The sequence below is a fragment of the Pseudomonas sp. S2_A05 genome (assembly GCF_054668485.1).
Genome location: NZ_CP162775.1, coordinates 5,829,455 through 5,847,320 on the forward strand (window position 1 = coordinate 5,829,455; position 17,866 = coordinate 5,847,320).

A 17,866-nucleotide genomic window follows, 5' to 3' on the forward strand; every position below is an offset into this window, starting at 1 on the left:
AGTCACTCAGGCAAGTTGCTGTGACAACTTGGTTACATGGCTATCAGCTCTGCGTAAGTTATCTCGTACAAACTCGGCGAGAATCGTTACCGGTGGTATGAGCAATGCATTTGGACATAGTTCCAGCCCGCTCATCGTGCCAGTCGAAATTTTTGAAATATTGATGAAGATGGCACTGGGTGCAAATTGATAGCACTAACGATTTCGCCCTTTAGTTATCGGGGCGAAACCGGGGCCGATAGTTTTGTGCCACTACGGGTAAAAAATTTAGGTGCCACTACTGAAAAAAAACTTCAGTGTCGAGTGAAACTAAAATTAGAAAATAGAGTGTGGTTTTATTGGCGCCATTAAATTGGCGATATGTCGCGAGGGGATTTTGACTTCGGGCGGACTGCACGACTCTTGAGGAAAAGAGTCGTGCAAAGGGCATGCTTTATTCCGGGGCGTGGTCGCGCAAAAACACCAGATTGTCGGGTTTCGACTGCTCGGCGCTGTAGCGATAACCCTGTACATCGAATTGCTTGAGTTGAGACGGGTCGTTGATGCGTTCCTGAATCACAAAACGGCTCATCAGGCCGCGCGCTTTCTTGGCGTAGAAACTGATGATTTTGTACTGGCCGTTCTTCTGATCCTTGAACTCGGTGTTGATGATCCGCGCCTTCAACGCGCTGCGCTTGACCGCGGAAAAGTATTCGTTGGATGCAAGGTTGAGCAGTACGTCATCGCCTTGCTCGGCCAGCGCTTCGTTCAGCCACTCGCTGATGCGCGTGCCCCAGAACGCATACAGATCCTTGCCACGGGCGTTGGCCAGTTTGGTGCCCATTTCCAGGCGATAGGGTTGCATCAGGTCCAGCGGCCGCAGCAGGCCATAAAGGCCGGAGAGCATGCGCAGGTGTTTTTGCGCGTAATCGAATTGCGCCTCGCTGAAGGACTGCGCATCCAGGCCGGTGTACACATCGCCCTTGAAGGCGAGCAGCGCCTGTTTGGCGTTTTCCGGGGTGAAGGCCGGCGTCCAACTGCCGAAACGCGCGGCGTTGAGGCCACCGATCTTGTCGGACACGTGCATCAACTCGCTGATCTGCGCCGGACTCAGCTCGCGCAGCTGCTGGATCAATTCCTGGGAATGGTCGAGGTACTGCGGCTGGGTAAAGCGCTGGGTCGCCGGCGGTGTTTCGTAGTCGAGGGTCTTGGCGGGGGAAATCACCATCAGCATGAAGTCGTCTCCTTTAATCGTGGGGGCGATTCTAGGGGGTTGTCCGGGTTGACTCCAGCTATCAAGCCCATAGGTGATCGACGGCTTAACTCAAACCCCTTGTGGGAGCGAGCCTGCTCGCGAAAGCGGATTTACATGATCGTTCCCACGCTCCGCGTGGGAATGCAGCCCGTGACGCTCTGCGTCACAGTCGTCGGACGCGGAGCGTCCGGGGAGGCGTTACCACGCAGAGCGTGGGAACGATCATCCGTGGCTGAGGGGGAACAGGACAGGATCAGCTATAGTGCCGCGCGGGTTTTGTTATGGAGACATCCCTTTGCGCATTGTTCTTTTATTCACCGCGTGGCTGCTGAGCTTCGGCGCCATGGCGGCGCCCGGTGATGCGGCGACGCTGGATCGCACGACCTGGCCGGAGCAGCTCAGCAACCCGACCCTGTTCGACGTCGCGTCGCGGGCGGAAATCCTCATGTTCGCTCGCGGCCTGCTCGGCACCGAGTCCATCGACGAGGCGGCACTGGCCCAGCGCCTGGGCCTGCGCACGGTCAATATCGATGCGGTCAATCAGCTGCGCCAGCGCCTCTGGCAGCGCTTGCTCGCCAACTACAACCACGCCCAGCAAAGCTGCGATCAGGACGCCTCGTTCTGCTTCCTCGTCGAAGACCTGCCGACCCTGCGCGAGCAGGCGGCCAAGTTCGTCGTCAGCGACGACAGCTATTACACCAAGTGGGCCGAGCCGAGCCGGATCTTCCATTTGCAGTACCTCGACGAGCTGATGCGCAAGGCCGCGCTGTCGCCACAAACCAGTAGCGAATTCGATCGTTTCGGCGACTACGAGCGCAACGGCGACGACATGCACGACCGGCTGTTTCTGCTGACGTTCGACAGCGCCGCCAACGTGCAACCGGACAACACCGACTGGCTGACCGAATACCTGCGCAAGTCCAATCTGAGCGGGACATTCTTTGTCTTGGGCAAGGATATTCAGGCGCGACTCGCTGGCCGTTCGGTCAGCAGCCTGCAGGCGAGTTTCTCCCGGCAGTGCGTTGGCGTGCAGGGCTGGGAGTTCCGCTCTCACAGCCATTGGCAGGACTGGCAGGATTCGGTGCGGCGCAGCGCCGATCTGGTGAAGAACAAACTGCCGGAAAACTACGTGCCGCTGTTCCGTCCGCCGGATGGCCAGCGCCGCAGTGACGCACAAGGTTTCTTCAATAGCCAGGGCCTGCAAGTGGCGCTGTGGGACATCGATGCCCAGGACGGTGCCGGCAAACTCAAAGGCCCTGCAAGCGCGCAGCGGGTGCTGACCCTGATGCTGCTGTGGCGGCACGGGGTGATCAATTTCAACATGAAACAGGATGCGGTGAAGACGTCCCTGCCGTGGCTGATCACCCAGACTGCGCAGAGCGGCATCGGCTGGGAAGACTGTCAGGACGCGTTTCGTTGAGAAATGAGAAAAAGCCCGTAAACATTGGGCTTTGGGTGATTTTCAGGAGGAATTCGATGCGGGCGGACTTCCGACTTTAGCGGGGTACGGGGAGTCCGCCAAGGGCTTTTCGTCACTCTGCAAAATAAACTTAAAAAAACCGTCAAAGAGCTTTTTTATGTCATCGGTTTTGGAGTATTACGAAGACAGACCGCCGAAACCTGCAACACAGGTGGCGTCTTCCCAGACTCCTATTGTGTGCAGTTCATCCAGGCCCTCGTGGATGAATTCGGCAGTCACCTCGAGGCGCAGCACTGTCACGGTATTGCGTCGAATGGCTCCCACAAAGGTGACCGAGTATGGATGATCACGGACGCAGCCCTTCCTCCAACCAGCCAATCCTGTATGTACTCGATACCAACGTATTGATTCACGATCCAAATGCCCTGCTGAATTTCGAAGAACACCACGTCGCCATCCCGATGACCGTGCTGGAAGAGCTGGACAAGCTCAAGAGCGGCCATCACAGCGTGGCCGCTGAATGCCGTCAGGCGATCCGCCTGATCGACAAGACCCTGGGCGATGCGTCCCCCGAGGACGTCGAACTGGGCGTGCCGATCCAGCGCGGCAAGGGCGGGCCAAAGGGCTTGCTGTCAATTCTGATGAGCAAGCAGGCCGAGTCGAACCTGATTCTGCCCGAGCATCTGAACGACAACAAAATCATCAACCAACTGATTGATCTGCATACCCGCGATCCGCAAAAACCGGTGGTGCTGGTCACCAAAGACATCAACATGCGCCTCAAGGCGCGCGCCTGTGGGATCGACGCCGAGGACTACAGCACCGACCAATTGGTCGATGACGTGTCCCTGCTGCCCAACGGCTACCACAACATGACCGGCTCCTTCTGGGACCGCGTGAGCAAGGTCGAAACCCGTCAGGACCACGGCCGCACCTGGCATCAGGTACAACTGATCGACAACCTGCCGGCCGTGCACATCAACGAGTTCATCATCGACGAACAGGGCTTTGTCGGCTGGATCAAGGAAATCCAGGAAGACCGCCTGCTGATCCTCGACCTGCACCAGGAACCGCTGTTGCATCAGGAGGCGTGGGGCCTGAAACCGCGCGACATCTATCAGAGTCTGGCGCTGTACGCGTTGCTTGACCCGGACATTCATCTGGTCAACCTGTCCGGCGCCGCCGGGTCCGGTAAAACCATTCTGGCGCTGGCCGCTGCGATCGAGCAGACCATGGTCAGCAAACGTTATCGCCGCATCATCGCCACCCGCAGCGTGCAGGGTCTGGACCAGGAAATCGGCTTCCTGCCCGGCACCGAAGCGGAAAAAATGGAGCCTTGGCTGGGCGCCATCACCGACAACCTCGAAGCCTTGCACATGGATGACGAAAACACCCATGGCAGCGTCGACTACATCCTCAGCAAAGTGCCGTTGCAGTTCAAATCGCTCAACTATATTCGTGGTCGCAGCTTCCAGCAGAGCCTGATCCTGATCGACGAATGCCAGAACCTCACGCCGCATCAGATGAAAACCATCATCACCCGTGCCGGCGCCGGTTCCAAAGTGGTGTGCCTGGGCAACCTGGCGCAGATCGACACCCCATACCTGTCCGCGACCAGCTCCGGGCTGACCTACCTGACCGAACGCTTCAAGAACTTCCCCAACGGTGTGCACATCACCCTGCAAGGGGTGCCTCGCTCGATCCTGGCCGAATACGCCGAATCGCATTTGTAACCTTTAACCCAGAACCGGGCGGCCCTTAAAGCCGCCCGGTTTTTTTATGGATAAATGCATATCTCCTGTGGGAGCGAGCCTGCTCGCGAGTGCGGTGTATCAGTCGACATCTATAGTGAATCTGAATCCGCTTTCGCGAGCAGGCTCGCTCCCACAGGGGGCAACGGTGATTTCATAATCAGTGATGCGGATATCTGACCCACAGGTTTACAATCCACGCTCCTGATCAGGAGTAATCCCGTGCTGACTCATCTCGATTCCCAAGGTCGCGCCAACATGGTCGACGTCACTGAAAAAGCCGTGACGTTCCGTGAAGCGACCGCTCAAGCGCTGGTGCGCATGCTCCCCGCAACCTTGCAGATGATCGTCAGCGGCGGTCATCCCAAGGGTGATGTGTTCGCCGTGGCGCGCATTGCCGGAATTCAGGCGGCGAAGAAGACCAGCGATCTGATTCCCCTGTGCCACCCGCTGATGCTCACCGGCGTCAAAGTCGAACTCAGCGCCGAAGGCGATGACAGCGTGCGTATCGTCGCCCGCTGCAAGCTGTCCGGGCAGACCGGCGTCGAGATGGAAGCGCTGACCGCCGCCAGCGTCGCCGCCCTGACCATTTACGACATGTGCAAAGCCGTCGACCGGGGCATGACCATCGAAAGCGTGCGTCTGCTGGAGAAAGTCGGCGGCAAGAGCGGCCACTTCCAGGCGGAGCAGCCATGAAACTGACCGTGAAATTTTTTGCCCGCTACCGTGAAGCGCTGGGCGTGGATTCGGTTGCGGTTGAAGGCGATTTCGCCACCGTCGATGACGTTCGGGCACTGTTGGCAGAACGTGATGGCGCCGAAGTGCTGAGCGAGCAGAACCTGATGTGCGCACGCAACGAAGACCTCTGCCAGCTCGACGAGCCAGTTGTCGATGGTGATGAAGTGGCGTTTTTCCCCACCGTGACCGGAGGCTGAGCATGGCGATTCGCGTGCAGGCCACGCCGTTCGATCCGGGCGCTGAAGTCAATGCGATGCACGCGGCCAATGTCGGTGTGGGCGCGGTGGTGAGCTTTGTCGGTTACGTGCGCGACTTCAACGACGGGCTCGACGTGGCCGGGATGTTCCTTGAGCACTATCCGGGCATGACCGAAAAAGCCCTCGGCAAGATCGCCGTCGAAGCCGAGCAGCGCTGGCCGCTGTTGAAACTGGAAGTGCTGCACCGCATCGGCGCGCTGGAGCCGGGCGAGCCGATCGTATTCGTCGGTGCCGCCAGCGCCCATCGCCAGGCCGCGTTCGACGCCTGCGCCTTCGTCATGGACTACCTGAAAACCCGCGCGCCGTTCTGGAAAAAGAAAACACCAGTGACGGCCCGCGTTGGGTCGAAGGGCGTGACAGTGATCATGCGGCTGCGGATCGCTGGAAGAAGTAGTTTCTGTAGCGCCCTCCGGTCAGTCTTCGCGAGCAGGCTCGCTCCCACAATTGGAAAGCGTTCCCCTGTGGGAGCGAGCCTGCTCGCGAAGGCGTCATCTGTGACACCGAAAATCCTTCCCTCTCTACCCGATTGACGATTTGTACCTGAGAGTCCAGTATGGATTTCCAAGTACAAAAAAGCTTCTGTCTTGCAGCTATCAGGTTGCCGCTTGTAGCTGCTCTTCTTCGCCAAACCAACAACAACCCGCGAGAGAACGAACATGAAGAAACTTCCCCTCATCACCGGTCTGGCCCTCAGTCTGCTGGCCTGCTCCAGCGTCTTCGCCGCCGAGAAAACCCTGCGTATCGGCATCGAAGCGGCCTATCCGCCATTCGCGTCGAAAACCGACAAAGGTGAAATCGTCGGTTTCGACTACGACATCGGCAATGCCCTTTGTGCGCAGATGAAGGTCAAGTGCGTGTGGGTCGAAGGTGAGTTCGACGGGCTGATTCCTTCGCTGAAAGTGAAGAAGATCGACATGGCGCTGTCGTCGATGACCATCAACGAAGATCGCAAGAAGTCGGTGGATTTCAGCCACAAGTACTATTTCACTTCTTCGCGTCTGGTCATGAAGGAAGGCGCTACGGTCGATGATCAGTACGCCAGCCTCAAAGGCAAGAACGTCGGCGTGCAGCGCGCGACCACCACCGATCGTTATGCCACCGAGGTGTTCGAACCCAAGGGCATCAACGTCAAGCGCTACAGCAACAACGAAGAAATCTACATGGACCTGGCGGCGGGGCGCCTCGATGCGATTTTCGCCGACACCATCCCGCTCAATGACTTTCTGTCGATGCCGCGTGGCAAGGGTTATGAGTTTGTCGGGCCGGAGCTGAAGGATCCGAAGTACGTCGGCGAGGGTGCCGGGATTGCCGTGCGCAAGGGCAACGGTGAACTGGTCAGCCAGTTGAACCGCGCCATCGACGGAATTCGCGCGAATGGCGAGTATCAGAAGATTTCCGAGAAGTATTTCAAGACCGATATCTACGGCGATTGATCAAGCGCTTTCGCGAGCAGGCTCGCTCCCACAGGGGTAACGCATTCCAAATGTGGGAGCGAGCCTGCTCGCGAAGAGGCCAGCGCTAGCGATGCAAATCTTCAGCCCTTCAATTCCTTCAAATGTTTGTACACCGTCGCCCGCCCCATGTTCAGCACATTGGCCACGTAGTTCGAGGCGCTCTTGCCCTTGAACGCGCCCTCGGCGTGCAGCGCCAGCACCAGTTCGCGTTTGTGATCGCGGGTCAGCAGGTTCAGGCTCAACTGCCGCTCGCGCAACCAGGCGTGGAGGAAGGTGTTGATGCGTTCCTGCCAGTCATCACGGAACAGCGAGTCCGGCTGCGGAATCAGCTTGCTCGGCGAGAGAAACAGGTCCAGCGCCGCTTTGGCGTTCTCGAACAGGGAAATATTCAGATTGATGCACAGCACCGCCAGCGGCCGACTTTCGCTGTCACGCAGCACGGTGCTCAGGCTGCGAATTTTCTGACCGTCCCAGTTGAGCTTTTCGTACGGGCCGATGTTCCTGTCGCTGACATCCTCGCTGAGCATGTCTTCGAGTGACGAGTCGTCGCCGATCTCGCGCTTGGACAGGTTGTTGGCGATGTAGTCGACCTTCTGCGTACGCAGGTCGTGCAGCACCACCTCGGCATGGGGAAAGAACAGCGTGGCGATGGCGTCGGCGATGGCGCGGAAGTTATCCAGCGCCGGGTCGAATTCGGGGGCAGTCATGACAGTGGAGCTCCAGGCAGCGTCAGCGCCCCTTGTGCCGGGGCGCTGCGAGTGTGCCGCAATCTTTTCGACGAGTCGATGCGATCAAGCCAGTCGGGCCGGGGAGAGCATGGCGCTGTCCAGGCCGAATTGATGCAGGTGCTCGGGGAATGGCTCGCCGCGCACCAGCGCCGCACTGGCCTGGCCCATCGCCGGCGACGTCTGAATGCCGTAACCGCCCTGCGCGGCGACCCAGAACAGCCACGGCACCTGCGGATCAAAGCCGCTGAGCAAATCACCGTCGGCAACGAAACTGCGCAGACCGGCCCAGGTGCGGGTCGGACGGCGGATGGTCAGCGTGGTGGCCTCTTCGATCTGATAAATGCCCATGGCGATGTCGAGTTCTTCCGGCTGTACATCGTGCGGTTCGACCGGATCGGCGTTGGCCGGCGAGCCGAGGAACATGCCGGCGTCGGGCTTCATGTAGAAGGATTCGTCGAGGCTGACCAGCATTGGCCAATGATGAGTGTCAACGCCTTCCGGGCCGGCAAAGATAAATGCGGCGCGGCGCTTCGGTTGCAGCCCCAGCGGCTGCGCTCCGGCCAGGGCAGCGATCTTGTCGGCCCAGGCACCGGCGGCGTTGATGAGCACCGGTGCGCTGAATGTCTCGCCGTTGGTCTGCACGATCCACAGGCCATCGGCATCGCGGCTCAAGCCGAGCACCTCGCAATCGGTGCGGACTTCGCCGTGATTGCGCCGAATGCCGCGCAGGTAGCCTTGATGCAGCGCGTCGGTGTCGATGTCGCAGGCCGATGGGTCGTAGATCGCGCCGTGGACTTTGTCCCGGCGCAGGATCGGCAGGCGCGCGCAGGCTTCGTCGGCGCTGAGCAGTTGCATCTGCGGCACCGTGGCTTTGGCGCTGAGGTATTGGTTGTTCAGTTCGGCGGGATCTCCGATGAAGTCGACGGTCATTTCGCCGCGTGGGGTCAGCAGCGGGAGCTCGCAAAAGCCGCTCGGAGGACTGTCGAAAAACGCGCGGCTCGCCTGAGTCAGTGCGCGGACCTGTGCGGTGCCGTAGGCGGCGGTGTACAGCGCGGCGGAGCGACCGGTGGAGTGATAGCCGGGATGGGTTTCACGCTCGAGCACGATCACTTTGCCGTGCGGCGCCAGCCAGAACCCGGTGGAAGCGCCGGCAATCCCGCCGCCGATGATGATGAAATCTGCGTGGCTCATGTAGGTCTCCAGTGGGTACGCAATATCAAGGCGTTCGCTAGTCCCTTGTGGGAGCGAGCCTGCTCGCGAAAGCGGTGTATCAGTCGACATCTTCGCTGAATGTCAGACCGCATTCGCGAGCAGGCTCGCTCCCACAGGGGATTGTTGGCGTTAGTGGGTTAAGTGATAAACCGCATTGGCGAGGGCAATGTCTTCCAGGCCCAAGCCGATTGAACGGAAGAACACGTGACGGTCGTAACCCGGGCGCGGCACTTTTTCGCTGAGCAAGTCGGCGAGGTCGCCGACAATCGAATCCTTGTTCCAGCCATGCTGTTCGGCGGCAATCAGCATCTCACCTGCCGAACCCGGCGTGGTCAGACGATAGTCGCAGAACACCTGCATGTCGTTGAGACTTTGCGGCGGTACTTCATGGGCGCGCGGGGCGTTGGTGCTGATCGAGGTGATCAGCGCCGGTTTGCTTAACGTTGCAGGATCAATCACCGGCCCGGCCGACGAGGTGCAGAGCATGATCACATCCGCATCGGTAACGGCGGTCTCGCGGCTGTCAGCAATCTTCAGTGACGGCGCGATGGACTTCAACACAGCCTGTGTTTGCGCATCTTCCAGCAGCGATGGCGAATACAGGCTGATGCTCTGCCAGTCGCGCAGCGCTTTGGCGTAATGCAGATGCGCTTGAGCGACCTTGCCGCTGCCGATGATCGCCAGTCGCTGGGCATTCAACGGGGCGAGGGCGTCGACCGCCACGGCCGTGGTCGCGGCGGTGCGCGCGATGGTCAGTTCGCCGGCATCGCAGAGCAACAGCGGCTGACCGGTTTTCATCGACATCAGCAGGGTCCATGCCGTCACCAGCGCTCCCTGCTCACGGACGATGTACGGCGAAGTCTTCACTCCGTACACGCCGTCCTCGGCCAGCACGCCCAGATAATTGATGAAGTCGCCGGCACCCTGCGGAAACTCGACCCATTGCTGCGCCGGCTGCACGGCGTTCCCGGCCGCCAGATCGCGGAACAGCTTGCGCAGGATTTGCGGAACATCGATACGCGCCAATAGCTCATGGGCCTGGGCCTGATCGATCACATAGGGCGTACTGGACATTTCGCGCTCCGAAACTAAACTTATTTTTCCATTATGGACTTTTAGTTCTGGCGAGCAACCATCGGGCATAAAAAAAGCGCAGTCCGTTTCCGGCTGCGCTTTTTCATATGGCGGGGCTTACTGTGGACGCTTGCGCTCAACCGCACGCAGTAGATGCGTCGGCGGGGTTTCACAGCTGATCTTGCGACCAAGCTTTTCTTCGATCGACGGCAACTGGTAAGAGTCGTCCTCGCCGGCAAAGCTGATCGACACGCCATCGGCGCCAGCACGACCGGTACGGCCAATGCGGTGCACGTAATCGTCCGGGACTTCCGGCAGGGTGAAGTTGATCACGTGGCTGATGCCGTCGATGTGGATGCCGCGACCGGCGACATCGGTGGCCACCAGCACGCGAATCTTGCCTTCGCGGAAACCTTCCAGAGTCTTGATGCGCTTGTGCTGCGGCACATCACCGGAGAGTTGCGCGGCGTTGATGCCGTCACGCACCAGACGCTCTTCGATGCGGCGTACTTCGTCCTTGCGGTTGGCAAATACGATGACTCGCTCCCAACCGTTATCGTTGACCAGGTTGTAGAGCAGCTTGTATTTGTCGGCAGCGGCCACGGCGTAGATGTGCTGCTCGACGTTCTCGTTGGCGACGTTGGTGATTTCGATTTCGACAATCGCCGGGTCGGTGGTCCATTGCTTGGCCAGATTCATCACGTCTTCGGTGAAGGTCGCGGAGAACAGCAGGGTCTGGCGCTCGGATTTCGGCGGGGTCTGGCGAATGATCTGCCGTACCTGCGGGATGAAACCCATGTCGAGCATGCGGTCAGCTTCGTCCAGGACCATCACTTCGACCATGTCCAGGTGCACATCGCCGCGCTGGTTGAAGTCGAGCAAGCGGCCCGGCGTAGCGACGAGGATGTCGCAATGCCGCGCTTCGAGGTGCTTGAGCTGTTTGTCGAAGTCCATGCCGCCGACGAACGTCATGACGTTGAGGCCGGTGTACTTGGTCAGGTCAGCGGCGTCCTTGGCGATCTGCACCACCAGTTCGCGGGTCGGCGCGATGATCAGCGCACGCGGCTCGCCCATATAGCGCTCTTTCGGCGGCGGCGTCTGCAGCAACTGGGTGATGATCGAGATCAGGAACGCGGCGGTCTTGCCGGTGCCGGTCTGCGCGCGGCCAATGGCGTCTTTGCCGGCGAGGGTGAAGCCCAGCACCTGCGCCTGGATCGGCGTGCAGTAAGGAAAGCCCAGGTCCTGAATGGCGTGCATCAGTTCCGGAGCAAGCTTGAAATCGTGAAAGCGGGTTTTGCCTTCCTGGGGTTCGACGACGAAGTCTTCGAGTTTCCATGGAATGACAGGTGCCTTGGGCTTCGGTTCGCGACGCGGTCTGGCCGGTTTCGGCGCTTCGCCGGATGCAGGCTCTACGGCCATTGGCGCTGGCGCAGCGGGTATTTCTTCTGGCTTCGGTGCGGCTGCGGGAGCGGGGCGGTCGGCCTGCGGGGCATCGGTGCGATGACCGGGGGCGTGCGACGGCGCACTGGGAACTGGCGCGAGCTGCTCAGCCTCGCTTTTACCGAACATTTTCTTGAGTGCTTTGAGCACGGTCATCTCATCAATTGGTTAAGGAATGTACGCCGGCCAGTGTAATGCAAGTATCGGGCGCGGCGTAGTAGGAGGGATCAATGGGCAGGGATTGGTCGACAATCAGCGCAGTCGTTCGCTCAACCAGACACCAATGTCGCGAATCTCTTCAGGTAACACTTCGTGCTCCATTGGGTATTCCTGCCATGTCACGGTGACACCATGCTTCTTCAAATGCTCGTAAGCACTGCGGCCCATCGAGTTCTGCACCACGTTATCGAACTGGCCGTGCAGCGAGAGCACCGGAATGCGCTGCTGGCTGGCGGATAACTCCAGTTCGTCGCTGAACGTCGGTGCGTAAGTCGACAACGCCAGCACGCCACCCAACGGCCCCTGCCACTTCAGAAATGCGGTGTGCAATACCACCGCGCCGCCCTGGGAAAACCCGGCGAGAAAAATCCGCGAGGCGTCTATTCCGCTGGCGCGCTCGGCTTCGATCAGTTCGATGATGCGCTTTGCCGAAGCTTCCAACTGGTCACGGTCGATCGCCCGGGCCGGGCTCATGGCCTTGATGTCGTACCAGCTGGGCATGGCATATCCGCCATTTATCGTCACTGGACGCGTCGGCGCCTGCGGCAGCACAAAACGCGTGCTCAGCAGGCTTTCCTGCAACGCCTCGGCCACCGGCAGGAAGTCGTAACGGTCGGCGCCGAGGCCGTGCAGCCAGATCACGCAGGCGTCTGCGGGCTTAACAGGCTGAAGAATCAAGGGCTCGGTCATGTCTGCTCCAAAAATGTGCGGGCGCTCTCATTGAGTGCGTGATTGAAGTGCGCGCCCGGTTGATCCGTTAACAAGATGTCGCAAGGTTACAAGTTTAGCTATTGACGTGTCGCGCAATCACTTTCGCAAGCGGTGTGGTACGGCGTTTGCTATGGAGGTTTGCGTACGAAGCGTCCTACGCGTGGCGGTAACACTATCAGTGTCAGTCGCGTGATGGGATAGCAACGAATCCGGTGATGGATGTTCGCCAATGGCCGCTACGGGCTTAGCGAACGTGAAAGGGCTACAGCCCGTTCGGCCGATTGGTGAGAAGTGAGTGATCCATGATGTGGATTTTCTCCTACTAGACTCATAGCGAAGGTCTTACGTCGGTTGACCCCAAAAAAAGCCAACACGGGTCAACAACGCCTCAAAAGGGTGCGACTGGACTCAAGCTCCGACACAACAAGAGCAAAACTGGAGGTTTGAATGAAGATGTTGAAATCCACTCTGGCGGTCGTGACTGCTGCAGCAGTACTCGGCGTCAGCGGGTTCGCTCAGGCGGGTGCAACCCTGGATGCGGTACAGAAAAAAGGTTTCGTGCAGTGTGGCGTGAGCGACGGTCTGCCGGGCTTCTCGGTACCGGATGCGACCGGCAAGATTCTCGGCATCGACGCCGACGTCTGCCGCGCTGTGGCCGCAGCCGTTTTCGGCGACGCCAACAAGGTCAAGTTCAGCCAGTTGAACGCCAAGGAGCGCTTCACCGCGCTGCAGTCCGGCGAGATCGACATCCTGTCGCGCAACACCACCATGACCAGCTCCCGTGACGCGGGCATGGGCCTGAAATTCCCGGGCTTCATCACCTACTACGACGGCATCGGCTTCCTGGTAAACAACAAGCTGGGCGTGAAAAGTGCCAAAGAGCTCGACGGCGCGACCATCTGCATCCAGGCCGGTACCACCACCGAACTGAACGTTTCCGACTACTTCCGTGGCAACGGTCTGAAATACACCCCGATCACCTTCGACACCTCCGATGAAAGCGCCAAGTCGCTGGAATCCGGTCGTTGCGACGTGCTGACCTCCGACAAGTCCCAGCTGTTCGCCCAGCGCAGCAAGCTGGCCTCGCCGAAGGACTACGTGGTTCTGCCGGAAACCATTTCCAAAGAACCATTGGGCCCGGTCGTACGTAACGGCGACGACGAGTGGCTGGCCATCGTGCGTTGGGTCGGCTACGCGCTGCTCAATGCCGAAGAAGCCGGCATCACTTCGAAGAACGTCGAAGCTGAAGCCAAGTCCACCAAGAACCCGGACGTGGCCCGTATGCTCGGTGCTGACGGCGAATACGGCAAAGACCTGAAGCTGCCCAAAGACTGGGTTGTGCAGATCGTCAAGCAGGTCGGCAACTACGGCGAAATCTTCGAGAAAAACCTCGGCAAGAGCACTCCGCTGGAAATCGACCGTGGCCTGAACGCCCTGTGGAACAACGGCGGCATTCAGTACGCACCACCAGTGCGCTAATGGTTCTATCGCCCGGCGGGCCAACCGCCGGGTGATGTTCTTGTTCCATTTCTTCCGGGGCACTTCATGCAAAATTCTATCGGCGCACCAAAGCAGAGGCTCAGCCTCAGCGATCCACGAGTGCGTGCGTGGCTATTCCAGATCATCACCGTTGTGGCGGTGATCTCGCTTGGCTGGTACCTGTTCGACAACACGCAAACCAACCTTCAGCACCGGGGTATCACTTCCGGTTTCAGCTTTCTGGAGCGCAGTGCCGGGTTCGGCATCGCTCAAACCCTGATCGACTACACCGAAGCGGACAGTTATGCGCGGGTGTTTGTCATCGGCCTGCTCAACACCCTGTTGGTGACATTTATCGGCGTGATCCTGGCGACGATTCTCGGTTTCATCGTCGGTGTAGCGCGGCTGTCGCAGAACTGGATCATTGCCAAACTGGCGACGGTGTATGTGGAAGTATTCCGCAACATTCCGCCGCTGCTGCAGATCCTGTTCTGGTACTTCGCGGTGTTCCTGACCATGCCGGGGCCGCGCAACAGCCACAACTTCGGCGACACCTTTTTCGTCAGCAGCCGTGGCCTGAACATGCCGGCCGCACTCGCCGCTGACGGCTTCTGGGCATTCGTGATCAGCATCGTGCTGGCGATCGTCGGCATCGTGCTGATGTGCCGCTGGGCCAACAAGCGTTTCGAAGAAACCGGCGTACCGTTCCACAAGTTCTGGACCGGCCTGGCAATTGCGCTGGTGATCCCGACCCTGTGCGCGCTGATCTTCGGCGCTCCGCTGCACTGGGAAATGCCTGAGCTCAAGGGCTTCAACTTTGTCGGCGGCTGGGTGTTGATCCCGGAACTGCTGGCGTTGACCCTGGCGCTCACTGTGTATACCGCAGCGTTCATCGCCGAGATCGTGCGTTCCGGGATCAAGTCGGTCAGCCACGGTCAGACCGAAGCGGCGCGTTCGCTTGGCCTGCGCAACGGCCCGACCCTGCGCAAGGTGATCATCCCGCAAGCCCTGCGCGTGATCATTCCGCCGCTGACCAGCCAATACCTGAACCTGGCGAAAAACTCCTCGCTGGCCGCCGGCATCGGTTACCCGGAAATGGTTTCGCTGTTCGCCGGCACCGTGCTCAACCAGACCGGGCAGGCCATCGAAGTGATTGCCATCACCATGAGCGTGTACCTGGCGATCAGTATCAGCATTTCCCTGCTGATGAACTGGTACAACAAGCGCATTGCGCTGATCGAGCGGTAAGGAAAAGCGCATGAGTACTCATACTTTCAAACCCGACATGCCTCCACCGAACAGCAGCATCGGCGTGGTGGCGTGGATGCGCGCGAACATGTTCTCCAGCTGGCTCAACACCCTGCTGACGCTGTTTGCGTTCTACCTGATCTACCTGGTTGTGCCACCGATCCTCAGCTGGGCAATCGTCGACGCCAACTGGGTCGGCACCACCCGCGCCGACTGCACCAAGGAAGGCGCCTGCTGGGTGTTCATTCAGCAGCGGTTCGGCCAGTTCATGTACGGCTACTACCCGACCGAACTGCGCTGGCGCGTCGACCTGACCGTGTGGCTGGCGGTCATCGGCGCAGCACCGCTGTTCATCTCGCGCGTGCCGCGTAAAGCGGTGTACGGCCTGAGCTTCCTGGTGCTGTACCCGATCATTGCCTTCACTTTGCTGCATGGCGGTTTCGGAATGACCACCGTGCCGACCAGCCAGTGGGGCGGCCTGATGCTGACCCTGGTGATCGCCACCGTCGGCATCGCCGGGGCGTTGCCGCTGGGTATCGTGCTGGCGCTGGGACGACGTTCGAACATGCCGGCGATTCGTGTGGTCTGCGTGACCTTCATCGAGTTCTGGCGCGGCGTGCCGTTGATCACGGTGCTGTTCATGTCCTCGGTAATGCTGCCGCTGTTCCTGCCTGAAGGCATGAACTTCGACAAGCTGCTGCGGGCGCTGATCGGCGTGATCCTGTTCCAGTCAGCCTACGTCGCCGAAGTGGTGCGTGGTGGTCTGCAAGCGATTCCCAAAGGGCAGTACGAAGCGGCTGCGGCGATGGGCCTCGGTTACTGGCGTTCGATGGGCCTGGTGATTCTGCCGCAAGCCCTGAAGCTGGTAATCCCGGGCATCGTCAACACGTTCATTGCGCTGTTCAAGGACACCAGCCTGGTGATCATTATCGGCCTGTTCGACCTGCTCAACAGCGTCAAGCAAGCCGCCGCCGACCCGAAATGGCTGGGCATGGCCACCGAAGGCTACGTGTTCGCCGCCCTGGTGTTCTGGATTTTCTGTTTTGGTATGTCGCGCTATTCCATGCATCTGGAACGCAAGCTCGACACTGGCCACAAGCGTTAGGAGTTCTCTGTAAATGAGCGAAGCAATCAAAAAGCCTGTGGGTCCGGAAGGCATCATCCAGATGCAGGGCGTGAACAAGTGGTACGGCCAGTTTCACGTGCTGAAAGACATCAACCTCAATGTCAAACAAGGCGAGCGTATCGTCCTGTGCGGCCCGTCGGGTTCCGGCAAATCGACGACGATTCGTTGCCTTAATCGCCTGGAAGAACACCAGCAGGGCCGCATCGTCGTCGACGGCGTGGAACTGACCAACGACCTCAAGCAGATCGAAGCGATCCGCCGCGAAGTCGGCATGGTGTTCCAGCACTTCAACCTGTTCCCGCACCTGACCATTTTGCAGAACTGCACCCTGGCGCCGATGTGGGTGCGCAAGATGCCCAAGCGCAAGGCCGAAGAAATCGCCATGCATTACCTGGAGCGCGTACGCATTCCGGAGCAGGCGCACAAATATCCGGGGCAGCTTTCCGGCGGTCAGCAACAGCGTGTGGCGATCGCCCGCGCCTTGTGCATGAAGCCGAAAATCATGCTGTTCGACGAGCCGACTTCAGCGCTTGACCCGGAGATGGTGAAAGAGGTTCTGGACACCATGATCGGTCTGGCCGAAGACGGCATGACCATGCTCTGCGTGACCCACGAAATGGGCTTCGCCCGCACCGTGGCCAACCGCGTGATCTTCATGGACAAGGGCGAAATCGTTGAACAGGCGGCGCCGAACGACTTCTTCGACAATCCGCAGAATGATCGGACCAAGTTGTTCTTGAGTCAGATTTTGCATTGATGCCCGTCAGGCACTGAAACAAACCCGGACTCAGTTCCGGGTTTGTTTTATCTGGGCTCATCTGGCCAGAACAGGTTCCCGCTCCGGGTAACGAGTTTCCAGAAGCTGTTTGAGACCGTCGTCTGCGTGAAGTGCCTGAATTTCCTCTAGCAGATCGGGATGACGATCCAGAAGCCGCATCAGTGTGAACAACGGCTGCGGCGGAGCCAGTTCGCCGCGTTCATATCGTGAAAACGCATTATGCCCACCTCCTGACAGCCACTTCACCGCACTTCTTTGAGTGAGATGGAGCTTTCGGCGAATACGCCTCATTTCGGTACCGATCAGCCGAAGTACGTCTTCGAGTAATTGATCGCCGGCATCTACGTAGCGCTCGGCACTGTCGGTACCACTGTCAAAAATGATTTCGCCACAGACCCTGCACTCCCAGCCGGCAAGAAGGTGTACGGGCCGCGAAAACTGTTTGTAATTGACGTCGAGACTGCGATCTTGAAAGTGGTGCATTGCGTGTTCGCTGCCGCAACTCAGGCATTGCCTCTTGCTCATGTGTTTTTCTCCTTGAAGGAGATCACCGGAGAACCACCGCTCGTGCAGTAGGTCACTTTGATGTAGATCTCCCGATTTCGAAACGATACGTGATAGACGTCGTGCCAGTTACGATGGTTGGAATAAGAGGTCATGGATTTGTAGAGCATCCGCCGCTCAAGCGTTGCCACAACCTGCATCATCACTTTCCATGACATGCCCATGTCCCGGCCTGTCTCAAGTGCATAACGTGTAAAGGCTTCTTTGCCTCGTCTAATTACTTCGGCCTTCACGACTGCCAAGTCGTAATGGGGTGTGTTCTTTTCCATAAGAAGCCAAAACCCTGTCCCTGAAATTACCCTTAAAGGGTAATTTTGACCAATCGAAAATGCCGCTCCATGTGTCTCCGATTGACCCTAGGTGGTTGCCGTCCTACATGGGTCTGACTAACATGTCGGAAAATTCATCCTATGATTGGATGAAAAGGTGGGTT

17 protein-coding genes and 1 pseudogene are annotated in these 17,866 nt (G+C 59.0%); 10 read left to right on the forward strand and 8 right to left on the reverse strand.

The genetic code is table 11. The features are described from left to right. Positions 1-433: 433 nt before the first annotated feature. Entirely contained in the window at positions 434-1,213 is a 780-nt protein-coding gene (gene yaaA, locus AB4O12_RS26275; protein ID WP_110646408.1) for a peroxide stress protein YaaA, read from the reverse strand. A gap of 364 nt (positions 1,214-1,577) precedes the next feature. Here yaaA and AB4O12_RS26280 point away from each other — a divergent pair, with 364 nt between their 5' ends. From AB4O12_RS26280 to AB4O12_RS26305, 6 genes and pseudogenes are all read left to right on the forward strand, one after another. Next, on the forward strand, positions 1,578-2,654 hold the full coding sequence (locus AB4O12_RS26280) for a polysaccharide deacetylase family protein (RefSeq protein WP_460062515.1): 1,077 nt from the start codon (positions 1,578-1,580) through the stop codon (positions 2,652-2,654). Positions 2,655-2,992: 338 nt separating this feature from the next. Beyond that, positions 2,993-4,387 (forward strand): PhoH family protein, encoded by a 1,395-nt coding sequence (locus AB4O12_RS26285; RefSeq protein WP_460059970.1) that lies wholly within the window; start codon positions 2,993-2,995, stop codon positions 4,385-4,387. Between the two features lie 240 nt (positions 4,388-4,627). Continuing rightward, positions 4,628-5,101 carry a cyclic pyranopterin monophosphate synthase MoaC gene (gene moaC / locus AB4O12_RS26290; RefSeq protein WP_041479492.1) on the forward strand — a complete coding sequence of 158 codons (474 nt, stop codon included), beginning with the start codon at positions 4,628-4,630 and terminating at the stop codon, positions 5,099-5,101. Next, on the forward strand, positions 5,098-5,340 hold the full coding sequence (locus tag AB4O12_RS26295) for a MoaD/ThiS family protein (protein ID WP_024011686.1): 243 nt from the start codon (positions 5,098-5,100) through the stop codon (positions 5,338-5,340). Before moaC ends, AB4O12_RS26295 begins: the two co-directional genes overlap by 4 nt. A 2-nt stretch (positions 5,341-5,342) precedes the next feature. After that, positions 5,343-5,794: pseudogene (gene moaE, locus AB4O12_RS26300) on the forward strand (molybdopterin synthase catalytic subunit MoaE). Between the two features lie 262 nt (positions 5,795-6,056). Continuing rightward, a complete protein-coding gene (locus tag AB4O12_RS26305; protein ID WP_252868833.1) occupies positions 6,057-6,833 on the forward strand; it encodes an ABC transporter substrate-binding protein in 777 nt (258 codons plus the stop codon). A gap of 101 nt (positions 6,834-6,934) precedes the next feature. Here the strand turns inward: AB4O12_RS26305 and AB4O12_RS26310 are convergent, their stop codons facing one another. From AB4O12_RS26310 to AB4O12_RS26330, 5 genes are all read right to left on the reverse strand, one after another. Next, complete coding sequence (locus AB4O12_RS26310; protein ID WP_016771588.1) at positions 6,935-7,561, reverse strand: helix-turn-helix transcriptional regulator; 627 nt, start codon at positions 7,559-7,561, stop codon at positions 6,935-6,937. Positions 7,562-7,645: 84 nt separating this feature from the next. Then, complete coding sequence (locus AB4O12_RS26315; protein ID WP_460059974.1) at positions 7,646-8,773, reverse strand: NAD(P)/FAD-dependent oxidoreductase; 1,128 nt, start codon at positions 8,771-8,773, stop codon at positions 7,646-7,648. A gap of 150 nt (positions 8,774-8,923) precedes the next feature. After that, a complete protein-coding gene (locus tag AB4O12_RS26320; RefSeq protein ID WP_460059975.1) occupies positions 8,924-9,868 on the reverse strand; it encodes an ornithine cyclodeaminase family protein in 945 nt (314 codons plus the stop codon). Positions 9,869-9,985: 117 nt separating this feature from the next. Further along, on the reverse strand, positions 9,986-11,464 hold the full coding sequence (rhlB, locus tag AB4O12_RS26325) for an ATP-dependent RNA helicase RhlB (protein ID WP_460059976.1): 1,479 nt from the start codon (positions 11,462-11,464) through the stop codon (positions 9,986-9,988). A 96-nt stretch (positions 11,465-11,560) separates the two neighbouring features. Then, positions 11,561-12,217, reverse strand: a complete 657-nt coding sequence (locus AB4O12_RS26330; RefSeq protein WP_150636202.1) for an alpha/beta hydrolase — start codon at positions 12,215-12,217, stop codon at positions 11,561-11,563. Positions 12,218-12,685: 468 nt separating this feature from the next. On the opposite strand from AB4O12_RS26330, the gene AB4O12_RS26335 reads away from it, so the two are divergent. From AB4O12_RS26335 to AB4O12_RS26350, 4 genes are all read left to right on the forward strand, one after another. Beyond that, positions 12,686-13,717: an amino acid ABC transporter substrate-binding protein gene (locus AB4O12_RS26335; RefSeq protein WP_016771583.1), complete on the forward strand. Its 1,032-nt coding sequence runs from the start codon at positions 12,686-12,688 to the stop codon at positions 13,715-13,717. Between the two features lie 66 nt (positions 13,718-13,783). Further along, positions 13,784-14,965 carry an amino acid ABC transporter permease gene (locus tag AB4O12_RS26340; protein WP_041479500.1) on the forward strand — a complete coding sequence of 394 codons (1,182 nt, stop codon included), beginning with the start codon at positions 13,784-13,786 and terminating at the stop codon, positions 14,963-14,965. 10 nt (positions 14,966-14,975) lie between these two features. Continuing rightward, on the forward strand, positions 14,976-16,070 hold the full coding sequence (locus tag AB4O12_RS26345; RefSeq protein ID WP_016771582.1) for an amino acid ABC transporter permease: 1,095 nt from the start codon (positions 14,976-14,978) through the stop codon (positions 16,068-16,070). Between the two features lie 13 nt (positions 16,071-16,083). Beyond that, entirely contained in the window at positions 16,084-16,848 is a 765-nt protein-coding gene (locus AB4O12_RS26350) for an amino acid ABC transporter ATP-binding protein (protein ID WP_016771581.1), read from the forward strand. Positions 16,849-16,905: 57 nt separating this feature from the next. Here the strand turns inward: AB4O12_RS26350 and AB4O12_RS26355 are convergent, their stop codons facing one another. Next, a complete protein-coding gene (locus AB4O12_RS26355) occupies positions 16,906-17,394 on the reverse strand; it encodes a type II toxin-antitoxin system MqsA family antitoxin (protein ID WP_460059977.1) in 489 nt (162 codons plus the stop codon). Next, complete coding sequence (locus AB4O12_RS26360; RefSeq protein ID WP_071174464.1) at positions 17,391-17,702, reverse strand: type II toxin-antitoxin system MqsR family toxin; 312 nt, start codon at positions 17,700-17,702, stop codon at positions 17,391-17,393. The genes AB4O12_RS26355 and AB4O12_RS26360 overlap by 4 nt, the downstream gene beginning before the upstream one ends. Positions 17,703-17,866 lie beyond the last annotated feature (164 nt).